Genomic DNA, 16,400 nt, shown 5'->3' with positions numbered 1-16,400 from the left:
GCAGCGGCCTCACCTGGCGTTTGTCCTACGCGGAGTACTGGCATCGGGCCTCGCGCCGGTTTGTACTGCCCGCCTGCCCGCCCCGGCCTCAGTCCGTCGGCGTCGACGTCGCCTTCAGGGACAGCCACAGCTCCATGCGGACGTCCGGGTCGTCCAGGGAGCGGCCGAGGATCTCCTCGACCCGGCGCATGCGGTACCGCAGGGTGTGCCGGTGGACGCCGAGGTCGGCCGCCGCCGCGTCCCACTGGCCGTGCCGGGAGAGCCAGGCCCGCAGTGAGGCGACGAGGTCGCCGCGGCCCGTCGCGTCGTGGTCGTGCAGCGCGCGCAGGAGGCCGTCGGCGAAGGCCCGCACCGCGTCGTCCGCGAGCAGGGGCAGGACCGAGCCCGCGGCCAGCTCCTCGTGCTCGACCAGGGCGCGGCCCCGGCGCCGGGCGACGGACAGCGCCTGTTCGGCCTGCTTGTACGCGGTGGCCGCGGCGATCGGCCCGGCGGGCGCGGAGAGCCCCATGACGAGCTCCTCCTCTTCGCCGGACGCCGCGGTCCCGCGCCCGGTGCCGCGGCCGGCCTCCAGCGCCGCCGCGTACTCCGCGCAGGCCCGTACGCCCGCGCCGCCGTCCACGGTGAGCAGCACGATCCGCTCGCCGTACGGGACGACCAGCAGGGCCTCGCCGGAGCGGGCGGCCGCGGCCTCGACGACGTCGACGAGCGCGGCGAGGGGGTCACCGCCCGCCGATGAGGCGTCGGTCAGCACCGCGAGAGCCGCGGCCTCGCCCGGCGCGCCGGCGTCCCGCGCGGCCTCCTCGCGCCGCTGCTCGGCGCCGCTCCCGGCGCTCGCCCCGGCCCGCACCCGCGCGGCCGACGCGGACGCCACGTCGGCGACGACGAGCCGGAAGGGCGCGTCGAGGAGCCCTCCGTACAGCTCGCCCGCGACCGTGCGCGCGTGGTCGGGCTCGCCCGCGAGGAGCATCCGCAGCACGGCCGCGCCGATCCGCTGCTCGGCGGCGTGCAGCGACCGGGAGCGTTCCGTGGTCAGGGTGAGCAGGGCGATGGCGGAGTGCACCGCGTACCGCTCGGCGGTGCCGAGGGTGGAGGCCGTGCCGACGGCGAGCGCGGCGCGCGGCCTGCGCCCGGTGCCCAGGGAGTGCAGTTCCACGCGGTCCTCGGAGCCTCCGACGACCGCGCTGGCGGGGGCGGGCCGCTCCCGGAGGCGTTCGACGTCGGCGGTGAGGCGGGCGGCCCTGCGGGAGGCCCACTCCGGTGCGGTGGCGACGACGGTGCCCGAGGCGTCGTACAGCGCCGCCCATCCGTCGATCTGTCCGGCGAGGGAGAGCAGCAGTCCCTCGGGGCCGTCGCTCAGCGCCTGCTTGGTCAGTTCGCGCTGGGCGGCGAAGCCGGCGGTGACCGCGCGGTACTGCTCGGCGGCGATGGCGGCGGACACGGCCTTGCTGATGGCGAGGAACGGCGTGCGGCGCGGCACCTCGATGAGCGGCAGGTCCGCCTCGGTGGCCGCGTCGAGCAGCGCCTTCGGGATGTCGGGGTAGTGGACGCCGACGGCGAAGCCGAGGCCGACGACTCCGGCGCCGGCGAGCCGCTTCACGTAGCGCCGCATGGTGGCCGGGTCCTCCGCGTCCAGTTTGAGCGCGGTGATCAGGAGCAGTTCGCCGCCCTCCATGTAGGGCACGGGGTCGGCGAGCTCGCTGGCGTGCGCCCAGCGCACGGGGGTGTCCAGGCGGTCCCCGCCGGCGCGCACGGTCAGCTTGAGCGCGGAGTGGTGGACGAGCGAGGCGAGCGTGGGCGGCATGGGACCTTCAGGTCTGCGGCAGCGGGACGGGGCGGGTCGGGCTTCCCGGCGGCCCCGGGGCCGGGGCCGGTGCTCGGTGCCGGTCGTGGGGGCGCCGGGATGTGGATCTTTTGGCCGGTCCGTATGAACGACCTGTGCCGATTCTGCCTCACCGTACGGTATGGACACACCACAAATCCGCGTAACCGTTCGCTCCACCGAACACGCCCCGCGATGTTCCCCGGAACTACCCCCGCAGGTCGACCAGGAGCGGCGGCGCGTGCTCGCCGCGGACCGTGGTCAGCGAGAGCACGGCGTGGCCCGGGGGCAGGGAGTGGGCGAGGTCGGAGGCGGACCAGCGTTCGCGCTCGACCTTGCGGACGGTGACGGCGTCGGTCGTCACGGCCTTGCCGGTGACCAGCTTGCGCAGCGAGTGCAGTGCCCGGGTCATCGCCTGGTCGGCGAAGACGGTGTGCTGGGCGACCTCCTTGGTCTCGATCCACTCGGTGCCCCACGCCTCGGTGAACCGCCGCCCGTCCCAGGTCGTCACCCCGGAGAACGCCATCCGGCAGCCGACCGCCGCGTACAGCGGTCCCTGGAGCTGCTCCGGCACCTCGCCGATGGTGCGCAGGCCGAGGACGACGCCCGCGTTCAGCGACCGCAGGCGCTGGATGGCACGGACGCTCTCGGTGGTGACGGTGCGGGCCGCGTCGTCGAGGATCAGGCAGGCGAAGTGCGGCCGCCGGGGGCGGCCGCGCACGACGTACCCGAACTGGGCGAGCAGCAGCCGCGCGAGCAGCCGTGCCGCCTCTTCGTGTCCGTGCTCGGGCAGGTCGACGCGGACCCGCAGCGGGTGGTGGACGACGGCCCGCATCGAGAAGGGACGCCCCTCGCCGTCGGGGTCGAAGAAGTCGGCGAAGGCGGGCCGGTCGAGCAGGGCGAGGCGGTCGGCGAGGGCGGGCCCGGGGTCGCCCGGGGTGTGGGACTGGCGGACGCGGGCGTCGAGTTCGCGGCGCATGGCCGAGTGCTCGCCCGCGGCGAGGCCCGCCTGGAGGGCGGCGAGTCCGGCCGGGTCGCCTTCGAGCAGTTCGCGCAGCACGGGGACGGAGGGGAAGCGGCCGTGCAGGGCGCGGTAGGGGCCGAGGAGCTGGGCCAGTGCGGTGGCGGCGCGCTGGGTGCCGACGGCGTCGAGGTCGCCGACCAGGCCCTCGGCGAGGAAGGCGGCCGCCTCGTCGGCGTCGGCGCAGTCCGCGTACAGGTCGATGTCGTGCACGGACGTGGGATCGCCGGGCTTGACCACGACGTCGTAGGAGTCGTCGCTGCCGAGGTCGGTGCCGGCCGCGCACACCGCGACGACCGCGCACTGCCCGGTGAGCGCCCCGAGGGCGAGGGACTCGGCGACGGGCCGCATGAGCCTGCCGGTCTTGCCCGCGCCGGGCGGGCCCACGGCGAGCAGTGAGGTGCCGAGCACGTCGGGTTCGAGGGCGGCGTGGGCGTTGCGCACCTCGTACGGGTTGCGCTGGTCCTGCGCGAAGCGGCCGATCCTGACCTGGCCGACGAGGAGGTCGTGCGTGGCGGTGCGCGCGGGCAGGTCGCGCTGGCCCGAGGGGTGCGTCCAGGCGGCGGCGCCGTGCCGGGCGACCGTGTCGACGAATCCGGCGAGCCCTGCCGGGTCGGTGGCGGCCGTGCGCCAGGCGTGGCCCACCCGGGCGCAGTCGACGTCGTTCATGCGCCCGCTGACCAGCTCGGCGGAGAGCAGGTCGGCGGCCTTGTGGTGGCCGGCCGCGCGCAGCTCGGGCCAGTGGGCGCGGGGGGGTGCGGCGGCGGGGCGGGGCGGGGGCGGCGCGGGGCGCCTGCCGACCGCGGCCCTGACGTCGCGGACCGCCTGCCACCAGCCGCCGATGTGGGCGAAGGGCCACAGGACGGCGGCCGTGATGACCGCGTAGAGGGCGTCGGTGACCACGGGCGAGGTGAAGACGTCGAGGCCGGCGACGAGGGCGACCAGGGAGAAGACGGGATCGGCCACGGGCAGCGGGCGCCAGTCGAGGCCGAGGGCGCTCGGCCAGACGAAGAGCAGGGCGCCGACGGCCGCGACGGAGGCGAGCACGGCACGGGAGGGCTGCGGGCGCCGCATCACGAAGTGGCGGATCGTGTCGGGCCAGGCGCCGAGCCTGCCGACGGTGTAGACGAGCACGCCGAAGACCACTCCGTTGTAGACGATCTTGGCCTCGTCGCCCTGCCACTGCTTGGCCTGCATGCTTCCGGACCAGTACCACTCCCCCGGCGTGAACAGCCTCAGCGGCACCCACTGGTAGGGGACGCCGCCCTGCCGCCACAGCGACCAGAACAGCAGGCCGAGGAAGGTGGAGATGACCAGTCCCACGACGCGCCGCTGGTCGCCGCTCTCGGCGTCCCGTCCCGGCTCCGGGGGCCGGTAGTCCTTGCGCCAGAGGCCCGGCGCGACCTTGGGGCGGGGTGCCGAGAGCCACTCCGCCATGGCGGCGGAGCGCTCGGCTCCGGGCAGCTCCCCCGGCTGCCTCGGCTGCGGCGGGGCGGCGGGGGCGGGGCCGGCAGGTGACGCAGGGCGCGGCGCCGGTACGGCCCGCTGTCCGTCGCGTGCCCCGTGAGTGCCCTCGGTGTCCATGGCCCTTGCCCCCTGACCTGCCGGTCCGTCCGTCGATCCGGGCTCAATCTAGTGCCCGCGCGGGGGGAGTTCACCGTTACGCGGCCGGTCCGCGCGGACCCCCGGGCACCGGTATGTGTCCAAGTCGGACAACGGCACGGCACAATCCCACCCCGATGGAGCATGACCGTCCCCGCGCACCGCCCCTAATCTGCGAAGAAGCCCCCGGCAGCCGCCCAGCCCCCACCCCCAGAACCAGGAGCCCCGCATGAGCGAGATCCCGCAGGAGCGTCGCGTCGTCACCGCCATCCCCGGCCCGAAGTCGCAGGAGCTGCAGGCCCGCCGTACCGCCGTGGTCGCCGGTGGCGTGGGCTCCGTGCTGCCCGTCTTCGCGGCCCGCGCGGGTGGCGGCATCATCGAGGACGTCGACGGCAACCGTCTGATCGACTTCGGCTCCGGCATCGCCGTGACGTCCGTGGGCGCCTCCGCCGAGGCCGTGGTCCGCCGGGCCTCCGCCCAGCTCGCGGACTTCACGCACACCTGCTTCATGGTCACGCCGTACGAGGGGTACGTGGCCGTCGCCGAGGCGCTCGCCGAGCTGACGCCGGGCGACCACGAGAAGAAGTCGGCGCTGTTCAACTCCGGTGCCGAGGCCGTCGAGAACGCCGTCAAGATCGCCCGTGCGTACACCAAGCGCCAGGCCGTCGTCGTCTTCGACCACGGCTACCACGGCCGCACGAACCTCACGATGGCGCTGACCGCCAAGAACATGCCGTACAAGCACGGCTTCGGCCCGTTCGCGCCCGAGGTCTACCGCGTCCCCGTCGCCTACGGCTACCGCTGGCCGACCGGCGCGGAGAACGCCGGTCCCGAGGCCGCCAAGCAGGCCATCGACCAGATCAGCAAGCAGGTCGGCGCCGAGAACGTCGCCGCGATCATCATCGAGCCGGTGCTCGGCGAGGGCGGCTTCATCGAGCCCGCGAAGGGCTTCCTGCCGGAGATCGTGAAGTACGCCAACGACAACGGCATCGTCTTCGTCGCCGACGAGATCCAGTCCGGCTTCTGCCGCACCGGCCAGTGGTTCGCCTGCGAGGACGAGGGCATCGTCCCCGACCTGATCACCACGGCCAAGGGCATCGCGGGCGGTCTGCCGCTCGCCGCCGTCACCGGCCGCGCCGAGATCATGGACGCCCCGCACTCCGGCGGCCTCGGCGGCACCTACGGCGGCAACCCGGTGGCCTGCGCCGGTGCGCTCGGCGCCATCGAGACGATGAAGGAGCTCGACCTCAACGCCAAGGCGAAGGCGATCGAGTCGACGATGAAGGCCCGGCTGACCGCGATGGCCGAGAAGTTCGACATCATCGGCGACATCCGCGGCCGTGGCGCGATGATCGCCATCGAGCTGGTCAAGGACCGCGCGACCAAGGAGCCGAACCCGGAGGCGACCGCCGCCCTGGCCAAGGCCTGCCACGCCGAGGGTCTCCTCGTCCTGACCTGCGGCACGTACGGCAACGTCCTGCGCTTCCTGCCGCCGCTGGTCATCGGCGACGCGCTCCTGGGCGAGGGCATGGACATCATCGAGGGCGCCTTCGCCCGCGTCTGACCGCCGCCCCCGCTCGACGAGGCCCGTACGCACACCCGTACGGGCCTCGCCCATGCCCACGAGCCGGCACCGACGCTTCCCGCCGGGCCTTCCGCACCCCCTCGCACCCGCCCTGACGTGCCTCGTACACGCCCTGACGTGTACGGACACCGCCCCCGAGTGCGCCGCTGACGGCACCGTGCCAACAGGCCATCGTCGGGGCGTGTGAAGAAGGTGTGCGGGCCCCATGTCGGGATGCCGTTGTGCCTGTCGGCTCGCCATCGCCTGCCGTACGGTTTCTGCAGATGAGAGAAACACCCCGCCCGCAGGAGACTGTGGGCGACACCAGGGCGGAGCCTCCCCAGCCCCGCCAGGGTCGTGCCAACGCGCACACACCCGGAGCCTCTGGCTCTGGAACTCCTCACCGATCGGATGGCCGCACGCCCCAAACCCCCCGGGGCGCGCGGCGCCCCGATCACTTCGGCCGCTCCGGAACCACCCCCGTCGCGCCTTCGCACGTAGGCCACGGAGGTCAACCGGGGTAAGGCCGACCGAAGGGCCGGCGCACACCCCCCCTTGCGCCGGCCCTTCGGCATGTCCGCGCCACCGCTTACGGGCGCCTCCGTTCACGGGCCGCCGAGCCTCACTTCCACGACGCCCGCGCGACCGCCGTGGCGGCAGCCGTGGGCGCAGCGGTAGACGAACAGCGGCGGCTCGTCGGGGGCGCGCTTGCCCGGGGCGTGAACGGCCACACCGTCACCGGGGCAGAAGCCGCACTCACCGATGGAGCACGCGGGCGAGAGGTCTTCGGGCCGAGGCCGGGCGGCGGCCCTCATGACGGCAGTTCTCGCGTCGTAGCGGGCAGATGCAGGATCTCGTCCGGCCGCGCCGCGCGGATGTACTCGGGGGAGACATCCCATTCAAGGCCACCACGCGGTGGGCGGCACGCGACGCAGGCCCCGTAGTGCCCCATGACCCTGCCCAGGCGCTGCCTCGCGGTGTCGATCACCAGCGCGCCGATACCCAGGGTGTCGACCACGCGCTTCGCGGCGGCGGCCTTCGGCGTCATCCCGTCCGCATGTCCCGCGCGGATACTGTCGTCCATGTCGGTCTGCTCCTCGGATCGGCCATGCCCGGGGCCGTCAGCACGGTCACCCGGGTCCGTACCTGTCGATGCTTCGATGGCTACGAACCGGGGAGAAGTTGACGTGCGTTGACTACCGTGGACAGTCAGGTCAACGCTTCGTTCGGAGGCCGACCATGACCGAGTTCGCCACCCACGCCCGCGAGGCCCTCGCCGCCCGAGGGATCTCGATACGCCGGGCCGCCCGTCTGCTCAACTTCGACCCTTCGTATCTGTCGCGCGTACTGAACTCGAAGCAAGCGCCGTCCAAGAACCTGGCCCGCGGCATCGATCAGCTCGTAGAGGCAGGGGGCGCACTGGCAGCGTTGGTCAGCGAGCCGGGCTGCTCGCCGGCCCAGCCGCCGTGGGACGCAGCGGACAGCTCGGATGACGATCTGGAAGCCCTGGAACTGGCGCGCCGCGTACGGGCGAGCGACGTGGGGACGGAGACCCTTGACCGACTGGAGGCGGCGTTCGACCGGATGGCCGTTGCCTACCAGACGGCTCAGCCGTCCGCTCTCTTGCGCGACGTACGTCGGCACTCCGCGTACGTGACCAAACTCCTGGACGAGCGGAAGACCCTGAGCGAACACCGCCGCCTGCTCGTACTCGGCGGATGGCTGTCACTGCTCGCGGCTACGCTTCACGTTGATCTCAGAGAGGGCGCCGCCGCCACGGCCCGGCTCCACGCAGCGGCGCTGCTCGCCCAGCATGCGGAGCACTCCGAAATCCACGCCTGGGTGTACGAGACCAAAGCCTGGACCGCCCTCACCGCCGGCGACTACGTGCGTGCCGTCGAACTTTCCCGAGCTGCCCAGGGCATCGCGCCTCGCGGCAGCTCCGCTGAAGTCCAGTCAGCAGCACAGGAAGGCCGAGCGCGTGCCAGGCTCGGGCAGAAGAAGGAAGCTCGCGAGGCCATCGGCCACGTGCATCGGCTCGCCACGACCATGGTCATGCGGGCGCGGCCAGAACATCACTATGTCTACGATCCACGCAAGGCCTTGAGCTACGAGGCCACCACACTGAGTTGGATCGGCGACGCTGCCGCCGAGGCGCCTGCCCGTGAAGTGATCGGACATATCCATCCCGGGACCGCCCCGAGCGAGTGGCCGCGTCGCGTCGTCTCGGCACATCTCGATCTCGCGCTGACATTGCTGTCGCTCGGTCGGCTCGATGAAGCCACCGACGCCGCCGCGAAGGCCATCGCGTCGGGGCGTCTCCTGCCCGCGAATTACTGGCGGGTCCTGGAGATTGTCAGGACGGTCGAAGCGCGCAGGCTCCCCGAGGCGTCGGAGCTCCGCGAGGCGTACGAAGATCTGTGCCCCTAGCGACATCAGCCGTTGCAGCTCACAACGCCCTCAAGCACCCGTAGCAACGCTCCGCGTCGCACCCTCGCGGCGAGGCTTCGCCGGTCCGGCCAGGCAGCCGCGCCCGCCACGCGCGGAGACCCCGAGTACGCGCGTGCGGCCATCCCTGTCAGGCTGTTGACCATGGCCACCTCCCGGGACCCGCAGGACTCGCACACCCCCTGGGCGCCTACCGCGCACGGCGGTAGGCGCCCCGTTCCGGGGCGGTCTTCCCTTCTGCTCTCTCTGTGCGTACTGCTGTTCGCCCTGCTCACCTGGCAGGTCGTCGTCGACGGGCCCTTGCGCCGTGCCGACGAACGCGCCGGACGGGCCCTCGCCGGCAGCCGTTTCCCGGACCGCGCCGCCGAGTTCCTCGCCGACCTCGGCCATCTCGCGGTGGCCGGGCCGGTGCTCGCCGTGGTCCTCGCGTACGTGGCCTGGCGGGGGCGCCGGGCCGGGGCGTACCGCTGGTGGCTGCCGCCGGCGGCAGCGGCCGGCGCGATGGTCCTGGTCCCCCTGCTCGTCGTCCCCCTCAAGGCGGCCGTCGCCCGCCCGGGACCGCCGGGCATGGCGGGCGACGGCTACTACCCCTCGGGGCACACGGCGACGGCCACCGTCGCCTACGGAGCCGCGGCCCTGCTCCTGCTGCCCCTCGTGCGCGGCGCGTACGGCCGCCGCGCACTGCTCATCGGCTGCGCCGCGCTGAACCTGGGGGTCGGCTACGGCCTCGTGCGGCGCGGCTACCACTGGCCCCTCGACGTCGTGGGGAGCTGGCTGCTCCTCGCGATGCCGCTGTGGGCCATGGTGTGGGTGACCGGGCGGCACGGGACGCGGCTCAGCCGAAGTAGGCGTCGAAGTTCCTGGAGAACTCCTGGCCGTTGAAGCGGTCCCAGTTGATCGACCAGGTCATGAGGCCCCGCAGGTCGGGCCAGGTGCCGTGGGTCTTGTACGGGCCGCAGTCCCGGCCCTTCGTCAGACAGTCCAGGGCCTTGTTGACCTCGGCCGTGGAGACGTGGCCGTTGCCCGCGTGGACCGAGGCGGGCATGCCGATCGCCACCTTCCGCGGGGGCAGCGCCGGAAAGACGTTGTTCTTGTCGCCCGCGACGGGGAAGCCGGTCAGCAGCATGTCCGTCATCGCGATGTGGAAGTCCGCGCCGCCCATGAAGTGGTACTGGCCGTCCAGGCCCATGATCGGCCCCGAGTTGTAGTCCTGGACGTGCAGCAGCGTGAGGTCGTCGCGCAGGGCGTGGATGACCGGGAGGTACGCGCCGGCGCGCGGGTCCTGGCCGCCCCACTTGCCGGTTCCGTAGAACTGGTGCCCGAGCTGCACGAAGAAGGTCTCCGGGGCCATCGTCAGCGTGAAGCCGGAGCCGTACTTGGTCTTGAGGGTCTTCAGCGCCGAGATCAGGTTCACGATGACCGGGGTCTTCGGGTTCTTGAAGTCGGTGTCATCGGCGTTCAGCGAGAGCGAGTGGCCCTCGAAGTCGATGTCCAGGCCGTCGAGTCCGTACTCGTCGATGATGGCCGAGACGGAGGAGACGAAGGTGTCGCGGGCCTGCGCGGTCTTCAGCTGCACCTGGCCGTTCTGGCCGCCGATGGAGATGAGGACCTTCTTGCCCGCGGCCTGCTTCGCCTTGACGGCCGCCTTGAACTCGGTCTTCGTCTCCACGTTCGGGCACTCGGCCCTGGGGCACAGGTCGAAGCGGATGTCGCCGGAGGTCGCGGTGGTCGGCTCACCGAAGGCGAGGTCGATGATGTCCCAGCTGTCGGGGGTGTCCGCGAGGCGGGTGTAGCCGGAGCCGTTGGCGAAGCTGGTGTGCAGATAGCCAACGAGGGTGTGGTCGGCGACGGCCTCCGCCCGTGCGGGGGACTCGGCGTCGGCCTTCGCCCGTGCGGGGGACTCGGCGACGGGAGCCGCCGTGGCTCCGGCGGTGGTCAGGCCGGACGCGGTGAGCGCGCAGGCAAGGGCCGAGGCCACGGCGATTCTTCGCAGGCCGCACAGGGGGGAACGCGACGGGGAACGGTCCACTTCTGCCTCCGGGACGGGGTGGGGTGGAGGTGCTCGGGTGGTGGATACGCGCCCCGCCAACTTGGTCCAGACCAATGCCGGTGTCAATACCTTCGGCACTTTCGGCGTGGCCCGCACGTCGCCTCAGCTGTCGAAGCCGAGCCCCAGTTTGTCCATCGTCTTCAGCCAGAGGTTCCGGCTGCCGCCGTGGGCGTCGGCGCGGGCCAGTGACCACTTCGTCAGCGCGACACCCGTCCAGGCGAACGGCTCCGGCGGGAACGGCAGCGGCTTCGTCCGCACCATCTCCAGGTCCGTACGCTCCGTGCGCTCACCGGAGAGCAGGTCCAGCATCACGTCGGCGCCGAACCGGGTCGCGCCGACGCCGAGGCCCGTGTACCCGGCCGCGTACGCGACGCGCCCCTTGTGCGCGGTGCCGAAGAAGGCCGAGAAGCGCGAGCACGTGTCGATCGCGCCGCCCCACGCGTGCGTGAAGCGGACCCCCTCCAGCTGCGGGAAGCAGGTGAAGAAGTGCTCGGCGAGCTTCGCGTACGTCTCGGGGCGGTCGTCGTACTCGGCGCGCACCTTGCCGCCGAACGGATAGATCGCGTCGTAACCGCCCCACAGGACGCGGTTGTCGGCGGTCAGCCGGAAGTAGTGGAACTGGTTGGCGCTGTCGCCGAGGCCCTGCCGGTTCTGCCAGCCGATCGCGGCGAGCCGGTCGTCGGTCAGGGGCTCGGTCATCAGCGCGTAGTCGTAGACCGGCACGGTGTAGGAGCGCAGGCGCTTGACCAGCGAGGGGAAGACGTTCGTGGCGAGCGCGACCTGGCGGGCGAAGACCCTGCCGTAGGGGGTGCGGATCGCCATGCCCGCGCCGGCGGAGGCCAGGTCGAGGGCGGGCGTGTGCTCGTAGAGGCGGACGCCCTTGTCCAGGCAGGCCCGCTTCAGGCCCCACGCCAGCTTCGCCGGGTTCAGCATGGCGACGCCCTCGCGGTCCCAGAGGCCGCCGAGGAAGGTCGGCGAGTCGACGTGCTCGCGCAGGGCGTCCGCGTCGAGCAGCTCGGCGCCGCCGGCCAGGCCGTGGGCGGCCATCTCCTCGTACGTCTCGCGGAGTTCGGCCATCTGGTGCGGCTCGGTGGCGACGTCGATCTCGCCGGTGCGCTCGAAGTCGCAGTCGATGGAGTAGCGCTCGACGGCCGCCTCGATCTCGTCGAGGTTGCGCGCGCCGAGCTCCTCCAGCTTCGCGATCTCGTCGGGCCAGCGGGAGAGTCCATTGCTGAAGCCGTGCGTGAGGGAGGCGGCGCAGAAGCCGCCGTTGCGGCCGGAGGCGGCCCAGCCCGCCTCGCGGCCCTCGACGAGGACCACCTCGCGGCTCGGGTCGCGCTCCTTGGCGATGAGCGCGGTCCACAGGCCGCTGTAGCCGCCGCCGACGACCAGGAGGTCGCAGCGGTCGTCGCCGGTGAGGGCGGGCTCGGGGGCGGGCCTGCCGGGGTCGTCGAGCCAGTACGAGAGGGGCTTGGCGTCGGAGAGTGACGTGGTCCAGCGGGTCATGGCGCGAGGGGCCATGATTTCCACTCCTTAGGTAACGGTAGAGGCGCAAGAGCCGTGGTGGCGCTATTTCGCCTGTTTGTTGCGGCGCTTGCCGGCCAGCATTCCGGTGAGCACCAGGAGCACGGCGACGAGGAACATCGCCGTACCGATCACATTGATCTGAACGGGCGTGCCCCGCTGCGCCGATCCCCAGACGAACATGGGGAAGGTCACGGCCGAGCCCGCGTTGAAATTCGTGATGATGAAATCGTCGAAGGAGAGCGCGAAGGCGAGCAGGGCGCCCGACGCTATGCCGGGTGCCGCGATCGGCAGCGTGACCCTCAGGAAGGTCTGCACGGGACCGGCGTAGAGGTCCTGCGCGGCCTGTTCCAGGCGGGGGTCCATCGACATGACGCGCGCCTTGACGGCGGTCACCACGAAGCTGAGGCAGAACATGATGTGGGCGATGAGGACCGTCCAGAAGCCGAGCTGGGCGCCCATGTTGAGGAACAGGGTGAGCAGCGAGGCGGCCATGACGACCTCGGGCATCGCCATCGGCAGGAAGATCAGCGAGTTGACGGCGCCGCGCGCGCGGAAGCGGTAGCGCACCAGGGCGAAGGCGATCATCGTGCCGAGCACGGTCGCGCCGATCGTCGCCCAGGCGGCGATCCGCAGGCTCAACGAGAGCGACCCGCACATGTCGGCGACGCCGCACGGGTCCTTCCAGGCGTCGAGCGAGAACTCCTGCCAGGAGTAGTTGAAGCGCCCCTTCGGCTTGTTGAAGGAGAATACGGTGACGACGATGTTCGGCAGCAGGAGATAGCCGAGCGTGAAAAGGCCCGCGATGACGACGAGATTGCGGCGCAGCCAACGGAGAACAGCGGCCATCAGAGGAGATCCTCCGTCCCCGACTTGCGGATGTAGAAGGTCACCATGAAGAGAATGGCGGCCATGAGGATGAAGGAGAGAGCGGCGGCCGTCGGATAGTCGAGGACGCGCAGGAACTGCGTCTGGATGACGTTGCCGACCATGCGGGTATCGGTCGAACCGAGCAGGTCCGCGTTCACGTAGTCGCCCGCCGCCGGGATGAAGGTGAGCAGCGTGCCGGAGACGACGCCCGGCATGGAGAGCGGGAGCGTCACCTTGCGGAACGTCGTGGACGGCTTGGCGTAGAGGTCGCCCGCGGCCTCGTGCAGCCGCCCGTCGATGCGCTCCAGGGAGGTGTAGAGCGGCAGGATCATGAACGGCAGGAAGTTGTACGTGAGGCCGCAGATCACCGCCAGCGGGGTGGCGAGGACCCGGTCGCCCGCCGTGACGCCCAGCCAGCTCGTGACGTCGAGGACGTGCAGGGAGTTGAGGGCGCCCACGACGGGGCCGCCGTCCGCGAGGATCGTCTTCCAGGCCAGCGTACGGATGAGGAAGCTGGTGAAGAACGGCGCGATGACGAGTACGAGGACGACGCTGCGCCAGCGTCCGGCGCGGAACGCGATGAGGTAGGCGAGCGGGTAGCCGAGCAGCAGGCACAGGACGGTGGCGGCGCCCGCGTAGAGCACCGAGCGCAGGAACTGCGGCCAGTAGTCGGTGAGCGCTTCCCAGTAGGTGGCGAAGTGCCAGGTGACCTTGAAGCCCTCTTCGAGCGACCCGGTCTGTACGGACGTCGAGGCCTGGTAGACCAGCGGGAGCGCGAAGAAGACGATCAGCCAGAGGATGCCGGGGAGCAGCAGCCAGTAGGGGACGAGGCGCCCGCGCTTGCGGGGCCCGCGCGCGGGGCGTTCGCCCGCGGTGGGTTCGTCCGCGGCGGGGGTCTTCGGTGGGGGTGGTGCGTCGGTCGCGGTCGTCATGCGGAGGCGTCCTCCTCGACCTTCTCGACGCCCGCCGAGCCCGTTGTCCCAGCAAGCAGGGACTGGGCGGCGTCGAGTCCGAAGGTGTGCGCCGGGTTCCAGTGCAGGACGACTTCGGCGCCGGGGACGAGGCGGGTGTCGCGCTCGATGTTCTGCGCGTACACCTCGAAGGACGGGCAGACCGGGCTGTGCACGACGTACTGCGTGGACACGCCGATGAAGCTGCTGTCGGCTATGCGTCCCGTGATGCGGTTGCGGCCCTCGGGGATCTGCCCGGCGTCGTCGGCGTGGGTGAGGGAGATCTTCTCGGGGCGTACGCCGGCCAGGACCTTGCCGCCGGCCGCGGTGGGGCCCGTACATCGCGCCACGGGCAGCGTCAGTTCGCAGTCGCCCGCCTTGAGGACCAGGTCGTCGCCGCGGGAGGCACCCCCTTGGATGTCCGCCTCGATGAAGTTGGAGGTGCCGAGGAAGTTGGCGACGAACGTGGTCCGCGGGTTCTCGTAGAGGTCGGCGGGGGCGCCGAGCTGCTCGACGCGGCCGCCGTTCATCACGGCCACGGTGTCGGCCATCGTCATGGCCTCCTCCTGGTCGTGCGTGACGTGCACGAAGGTGATGCCGACCTCGGTCTGGATGCGCTTGAGCTCCAGCTGCATCTGGCGGCGCAGCTTCAGGTCGAGGGCGCCGAGCGGCTCGTCGAGCAGGAGCACCTTGGGGTGGTTGATGAGCGCGCGGGCGACGGCCACGCGTTGCTGCTGGCCGCCGGAGAGCTGATGGGGTTTCTTGCGGGCCTGCTCGCCGAGCTGGACGAGGTCGAGCATCTCGCCGACCTTGTTCTTCACGGACTTGATGCCGCGGCGGCGCAGGCCGAAGGCGACGTTCTCGAAGATGTCCAGGTGCGGGAAGAGCGCGTACGACTGGAAGACGGTGTTCACGGGCCGCTTGTACGGGGGCAGTGCCGTGACGTCCTGGTCCCCCAGGTGGACCGTCCCTGAGCTGGGTTCCTCCAGGCCCGCGATCATGCGGAGCGTGGTGGTCTTCCCGCACCCGGACGCCCCGAGCAGCGCGAAGAACGAGCCCTGCGGCACGGTGAGGTCGAGCGGTCGCACGGCGGTGAACGACCCGTAGGTCTTGCTGATGCCGGTCAGACGGACGTCGCCGCCGTGTTCTGGTGCAGTGGTCATGGTGAGGTCCAGGAGTCGAGAGGGCGGAACGGAAGGCGCCCTGTTTCGGGGGCGCGGGGAACGGCGCGACAAGCCACGACGGACCGGCGGCCAGAAGACGGCCCCGTACCTGCCAAGAACTACTAGGCGCCCGTGAGCTTCGCGAACTTCTCCTCGTACGCGGTCTCTTCCTTCGGCGTGAGCGACCGGAAGGCCCGGGACTTCGCCTTCATCTCCGCGTCGGGAAGGATCAGGGGGTTGGCCGCGGCGTCCTTGTCGATCTTCGCGAGCGCGCCCCGGACCCCGTCCACGGGACAGACGTAGTTGATGTACGCCGCGAGGCGGGCGGCGGGTTCCGGCTCGTAGTAGTAGTCGATGAGCCGCTCGGCGTTGCTCTTGTGGCGCGACTTGTTCGGGACGAGGAGGTTGTCCGTCGACGTGATGTAGCCCTGGTCCGGGATGTGGAAGCCGACGTCCGGGTTGTCGGCCTGGAGCTGCACGATGTCACCGGCCCAGCCCAGACAGGCGGCGATGTCGCCCTTGTCGAGGTCCGAGGTGTAGTCGTTGCCGGTGAAGCGGCGGATCTGCTTCTTGTCGACGGCCTTCTGGAGGCGGGCGATGGCCGCGTCGAAGTCGTCGTCGGTGAAGTCCGCGGGGTCCTTGCCCATGTCGATGAGCGTCATGCCGACGCTGTCGCGCATCTCGGAGAGGAACCCGACGCGCCCCCTCAGCTTGGGGTCGTCGAGGAGCTGCGACACCGAGGTGATCTCCTTACCGCCGGTCGCCTTCTTGTTGTAGGCGATGACGGTGGAGATGCCGGTCCACGGGTACGAGTACGCCCTGCCCGGGTCCCAGTCGGGGTTCCTGAACTGGGCGGAGAGGTTGGTGTACGCGTGCGGCAGGTTGGCGGGGTCCAGCTTCTGCACCCATCCGAAGCGGATGAGCCGGGCGGCGAGCCAGTCCGTGACACAGATGAGGTCGCGGCCGGTGTCCTGGCCCGCGGCGAGCTGCGGCTTGACCTTGCCGAAGAACTCGACGTTGTCGTTGATGTCCTCGGTGTACTTGACCGTGATCCCGGTACGCCTGGTGAACGCCTCCAGGGTGGGCCGCCGGTTCTCGTCCTTCTCGTCGACGTCCATGTACTCGGTCCAGTTGGAGAAGGTGAGCCGCTTCTCCTTGGCCGAGTGGTCCTCGGACGACACGTCGCCCTGCCCCTTGCCCGCCGCGGGGATGCCGCAGGCGCTCAGGGCGCCGACCCCGCCGACGGCGAGCGCGCCGCCGGTGGAGGCGCGCAGCAGGGAACGGCGGGTCAGTGAGCCCCTGCCGTCGCGCGGGCCGCGGTGCAGGGCGGCCAGTTCGGCCGGGGCGGGCTCGTAGTGCTCCATACGCGTGGTTGCCCTTTCGGGTGGG

General features: G+C 71.5%; 12 protein-coding genes and 2 pseudogenes. 4 read left to right on the top strand and 10 right to left on the bottom strand.

Annotated features, from left to right (window positions below; genetic code table 11):
- Positions 1 to 88: 88 nt before the first annotated feature.
- Positions 89 to 1,801, bottom strand: coding sequence for a PucR family transcriptional regulator (locus tag ACRAKF_RS27930; protein WP_447040292.1), 1,713 nt, complete (start codon positions 1,799 to 1,801; stop codon positions 89 to 91).
- Between the two features lie 226 nt (positions 1,802 to 2,027).
- Complete coding sequence (locus tag ACRAKF_RS27925; RefSeq protein WP_447040291.1) at positions 2,028 to 4,424, bottom strand: ATP/GTP-binding protein; 2,397 nt, start codon at positions 4,422 to 4,424, stop codon at positions 2,028 to 2,030.
- A 247-nt stretch (positions 4,425 to 4,671) separates the two neighbouring features.
- Between ACRAKF_RS27925 and gabT the strand changes: the two genes are divergently transcribed.
- Positions 4,672 to 6,006 carry a 4-aminobutyrate--2-oxoglutarate transaminase gene (gene gabT / locus ACRAKF_RS27920; protein WP_447040290.1) on the top strand — a complete coding sequence of 445 codons (1,335 nt, stop codon included), beginning with the start codon at positions 4,672 to 4,674 and terminating at the stop codon, positions 6,004 to 6,006.
- 284 nt (positions 6,007 to 6,290) lie between these two features.
- Positions 6,291 to 6,497 (top strand): annotated as a pseudogene (locus ACRAKF_RS27915) (phosphatase PAP2 family protein); the annotation flags it as partial.
- A 114-nt stretch (positions 6,498 to 6,611) separates the two neighbouring features.
- Here the strand turns inward: ACRAKF_RS27915 and ACRAKF_RS27910 are convergent.
- Complete coding sequence (locus ACRAKF_RS27910) at positions 6,612 to 6,821, bottom strand: hypothetical protein (protein WP_447040289.1); 210 nt, start codon at positions 6,819 to 6,821, stop codon at positions 6,612 to 6,614.
- Positions 6,818 to 7,090: a hypothetical protein gene (locus tag ACRAKF_RS27905; RefSeq protein WP_447040288.1), complete on the bottom strand. Its 273-nt coding sequence runs from the start codon at positions 7,088 to 7,090 to the stop codon at positions 6,818 to 6,820. Before ACRAKF_RS27905 ends, ACRAKF_RS27910 begins: the two co-directional genes overlap by 4 nt.
- 155 nt (positions 7,091 to 7,245) lie before the next feature.
- Here ACRAKF_RS27905 and ACRAKF_RS27900 point away from each other — a divergent pair, with 155 nt between their 5' ends.
- Positions 7,246 to 8,436, top strand: coding sequence for a helix-turn-helix domain-containing protein (locus ACRAKF_RS27900; RefSeq protein ID WP_447040287.1), 1,191 nt, complete (start codon positions 7,246 to 7,248; stop codon positions 8,434 to 8,436).
- 162 nt (positions 8,437 to 8,598) lie between these two features.
- Positions 8,599 to 9,336: a phosphatase PAP2 family protein gene (locus tag ACRAKF_RS27895; RefSeq protein ID WP_447040286.1), complete on the top strand. Its 738-nt coding sequence runs from the start codon at positions 8,599 to 8,601 to the stop codon at positions 9,334 to 9,336.
- Here the strand turns inward: ACRAKF_RS27895 and ACRAKF_RS27890 are convergent.
- The 6 genes and pseudogenes from ACRAKF_RS27890 to ACRAKF_RS27865 all read right to left on the bottom strand — a co-directional run.
- A pseudogene (locus tag ACRAKF_RS27890) lies at positions 9,290 to 10,294 on the bottom strand (chitinase); the annotation flags it as partial. The gene ACRAKF_RS27895 and the pseudogene ACRAKF_RS27890 overlap by 47 nt on opposite strands.
- A 312-nt stretch (positions 10,295 to 10,606) precedes the next feature.
- Positions 10,607 to 12,025: an NAD(P)/FAD-dependent oxidoreductase gene (locus ACRAKF_RS27885; protein ID WP_447040285.1), complete on the bottom strand. Its 1,419-nt coding sequence runs from the start codon at positions 12,023 to 12,025 to the stop codon at positions 10,607 to 10,609.
- 48 nt (positions 12,026 to 12,073) lie between these two features.
- Entirely contained in the window at positions 12,074 to 12,877 is an 804-nt protein-coding gene (locus ACRAKF_RS27880; protein ID WP_447040284.1) for an ABC transporter permease, read from the bottom strand.
- The gene (locus tag ACRAKF_RS27875) at positions 12,877 to 13,830 is read right to left on the bottom strand and encodes an ABC transporter permease (protein ID WP_447040283.1); all 954 of its coding nucleotides are present in this window, start codon (positions 13,828 to 13,830) and stop codon (positions 12,877 to 12,879) included. The genes ACRAKF_RS27880 and ACRAKF_RS27875 overlap by 1 nt, the downstream gene beginning before the upstream one ends.
- Positions 13,827 to 15,011, bottom strand: coding sequence for an ABC transporter ATP-binding protein (locus ACRAKF_RS27870; RefSeq protein ID WP_447040282.1), 1,185 nt, complete (start codon positions 15,009 to 15,011; stop codon positions 13,827 to 13,829). Before ACRAKF_RS27870 ends, ACRAKF_RS27875 begins: the two co-directional genes overlap by 4 nt.
- A gap of 122 nt (positions 15,012 to 15,133) precedes the next feature.
- Positions 15,134 to 16,375, bottom strand: coding sequence for a polyamine ABC transporter substrate-binding protein (locus ACRAKF_RS27865; protein ID WP_447040281.1), 1,242 nt, complete (start codon positions 16,373 to 16,375; stop codon positions 15,134 to 15,136).
- Positions 16,376 to 16,400: the final 25 nt, after the last annotated feature.

It is taken from the genome of Streptomyces sp. DSM 118878 (assembly GCF_052936595.1).
This window is presented reverse-complemented; position numbering and strand designations above follow the sequence as displayed.

What these genes read in the sequence shown, in the direction of transcription:
- ACRAKF_RS27900 (WP_447040287.1), top strand. Translation starts at nt 7,246, where the DNA reads ATGACCGAGTTCGCCACCCACGCCCGCGAGGCCCTCGCCGCCCGAGGG.
- ACRAKF_RS27870 (WP_447040282.1), bottom strand. Translation starts at nt 15,011, where the DNA reads ATGACCACTGCACCAGAACACGGCGGCGACGTCCGTCTGACCGGCATC.
- ACRAKF_RS27905 (WP_447040288.1), bottom strand. Translation starts at nt 7,090, where the DNA reads ATGGACGACAGTATCCGCGCGGGACATGCGGACGGGATGACGCCGAAG.
- ACRAKF_RS27880 (WP_447040284.1), bottom strand. Translation starts at nt 12,877, where the DNA reads ATGGCCGCTGTTCTCCGTTGGCTGCGCCGCAATCTCGTCGTCATCGCG.
- ACRAKF_RS27895 (WP_447040286.1), top strand. Translation starts at nt 8,599, where the DNA reads ATGGCCACCTCCCGGGACCCGCAGGACTCGCACACCCCCTGGGCGCCT.
- ACRAKF_RS27930 (WP_447040292.1), bottom strand. Translation starts at nt 1,801, where the DNA reads ATGCCGCCCACGCTCGCCTCGCTCGTCCACCACTCCGCGCTCAAGCTG.
- gabT (WP_447040290.1), top strand. Translation starts at nt 4,672, where the DNA reads ATGAGCGAGATCCCGCAGGAGCGTCGCGTCGTCACCGCCATCCCCGGC.
- ACRAKF_RS27885 (WP_447040285.1), bottom strand. Translation starts at nt 12,025, where the DNA reads ATGGCCCCTCGCGCCATGACCCGCTGGACCACGTCACTCTCCGACGCC.
- ACRAKF_RS27875 (WP_447040283.1), bottom strand. Translation starts at nt 13,830, where the DNA reads ATGACGACCGCGACCGACGCACCACCCCCACCGAAGACCCCCGCCGCG.
- ACRAKF_RS27925 (WP_447040291.1), bottom strand. Translation starts at nt 4,424, where the DNA reads ATGGACACCGAGGGCACTCACGGGGCACGCGACGGACAGCGGGCCGTA.
- ACRAKF_RS27865 (WP_447040281.1), bottom strand. Translation starts at nt 16,375, where the DNA reads ATGGAGCACTACGAGCCCGCCCCGGCCGAACTGGCCGCCCTGCACCGC.
- ACRAKF_RS27910 (WP_447040289.1), bottom strand. Translation starts at nt 6,821, where the DNA reads ATGAGGGCCGCCGCCCGGCCTCGGCCCGAAGACCTCTCGCCCGCGTGC.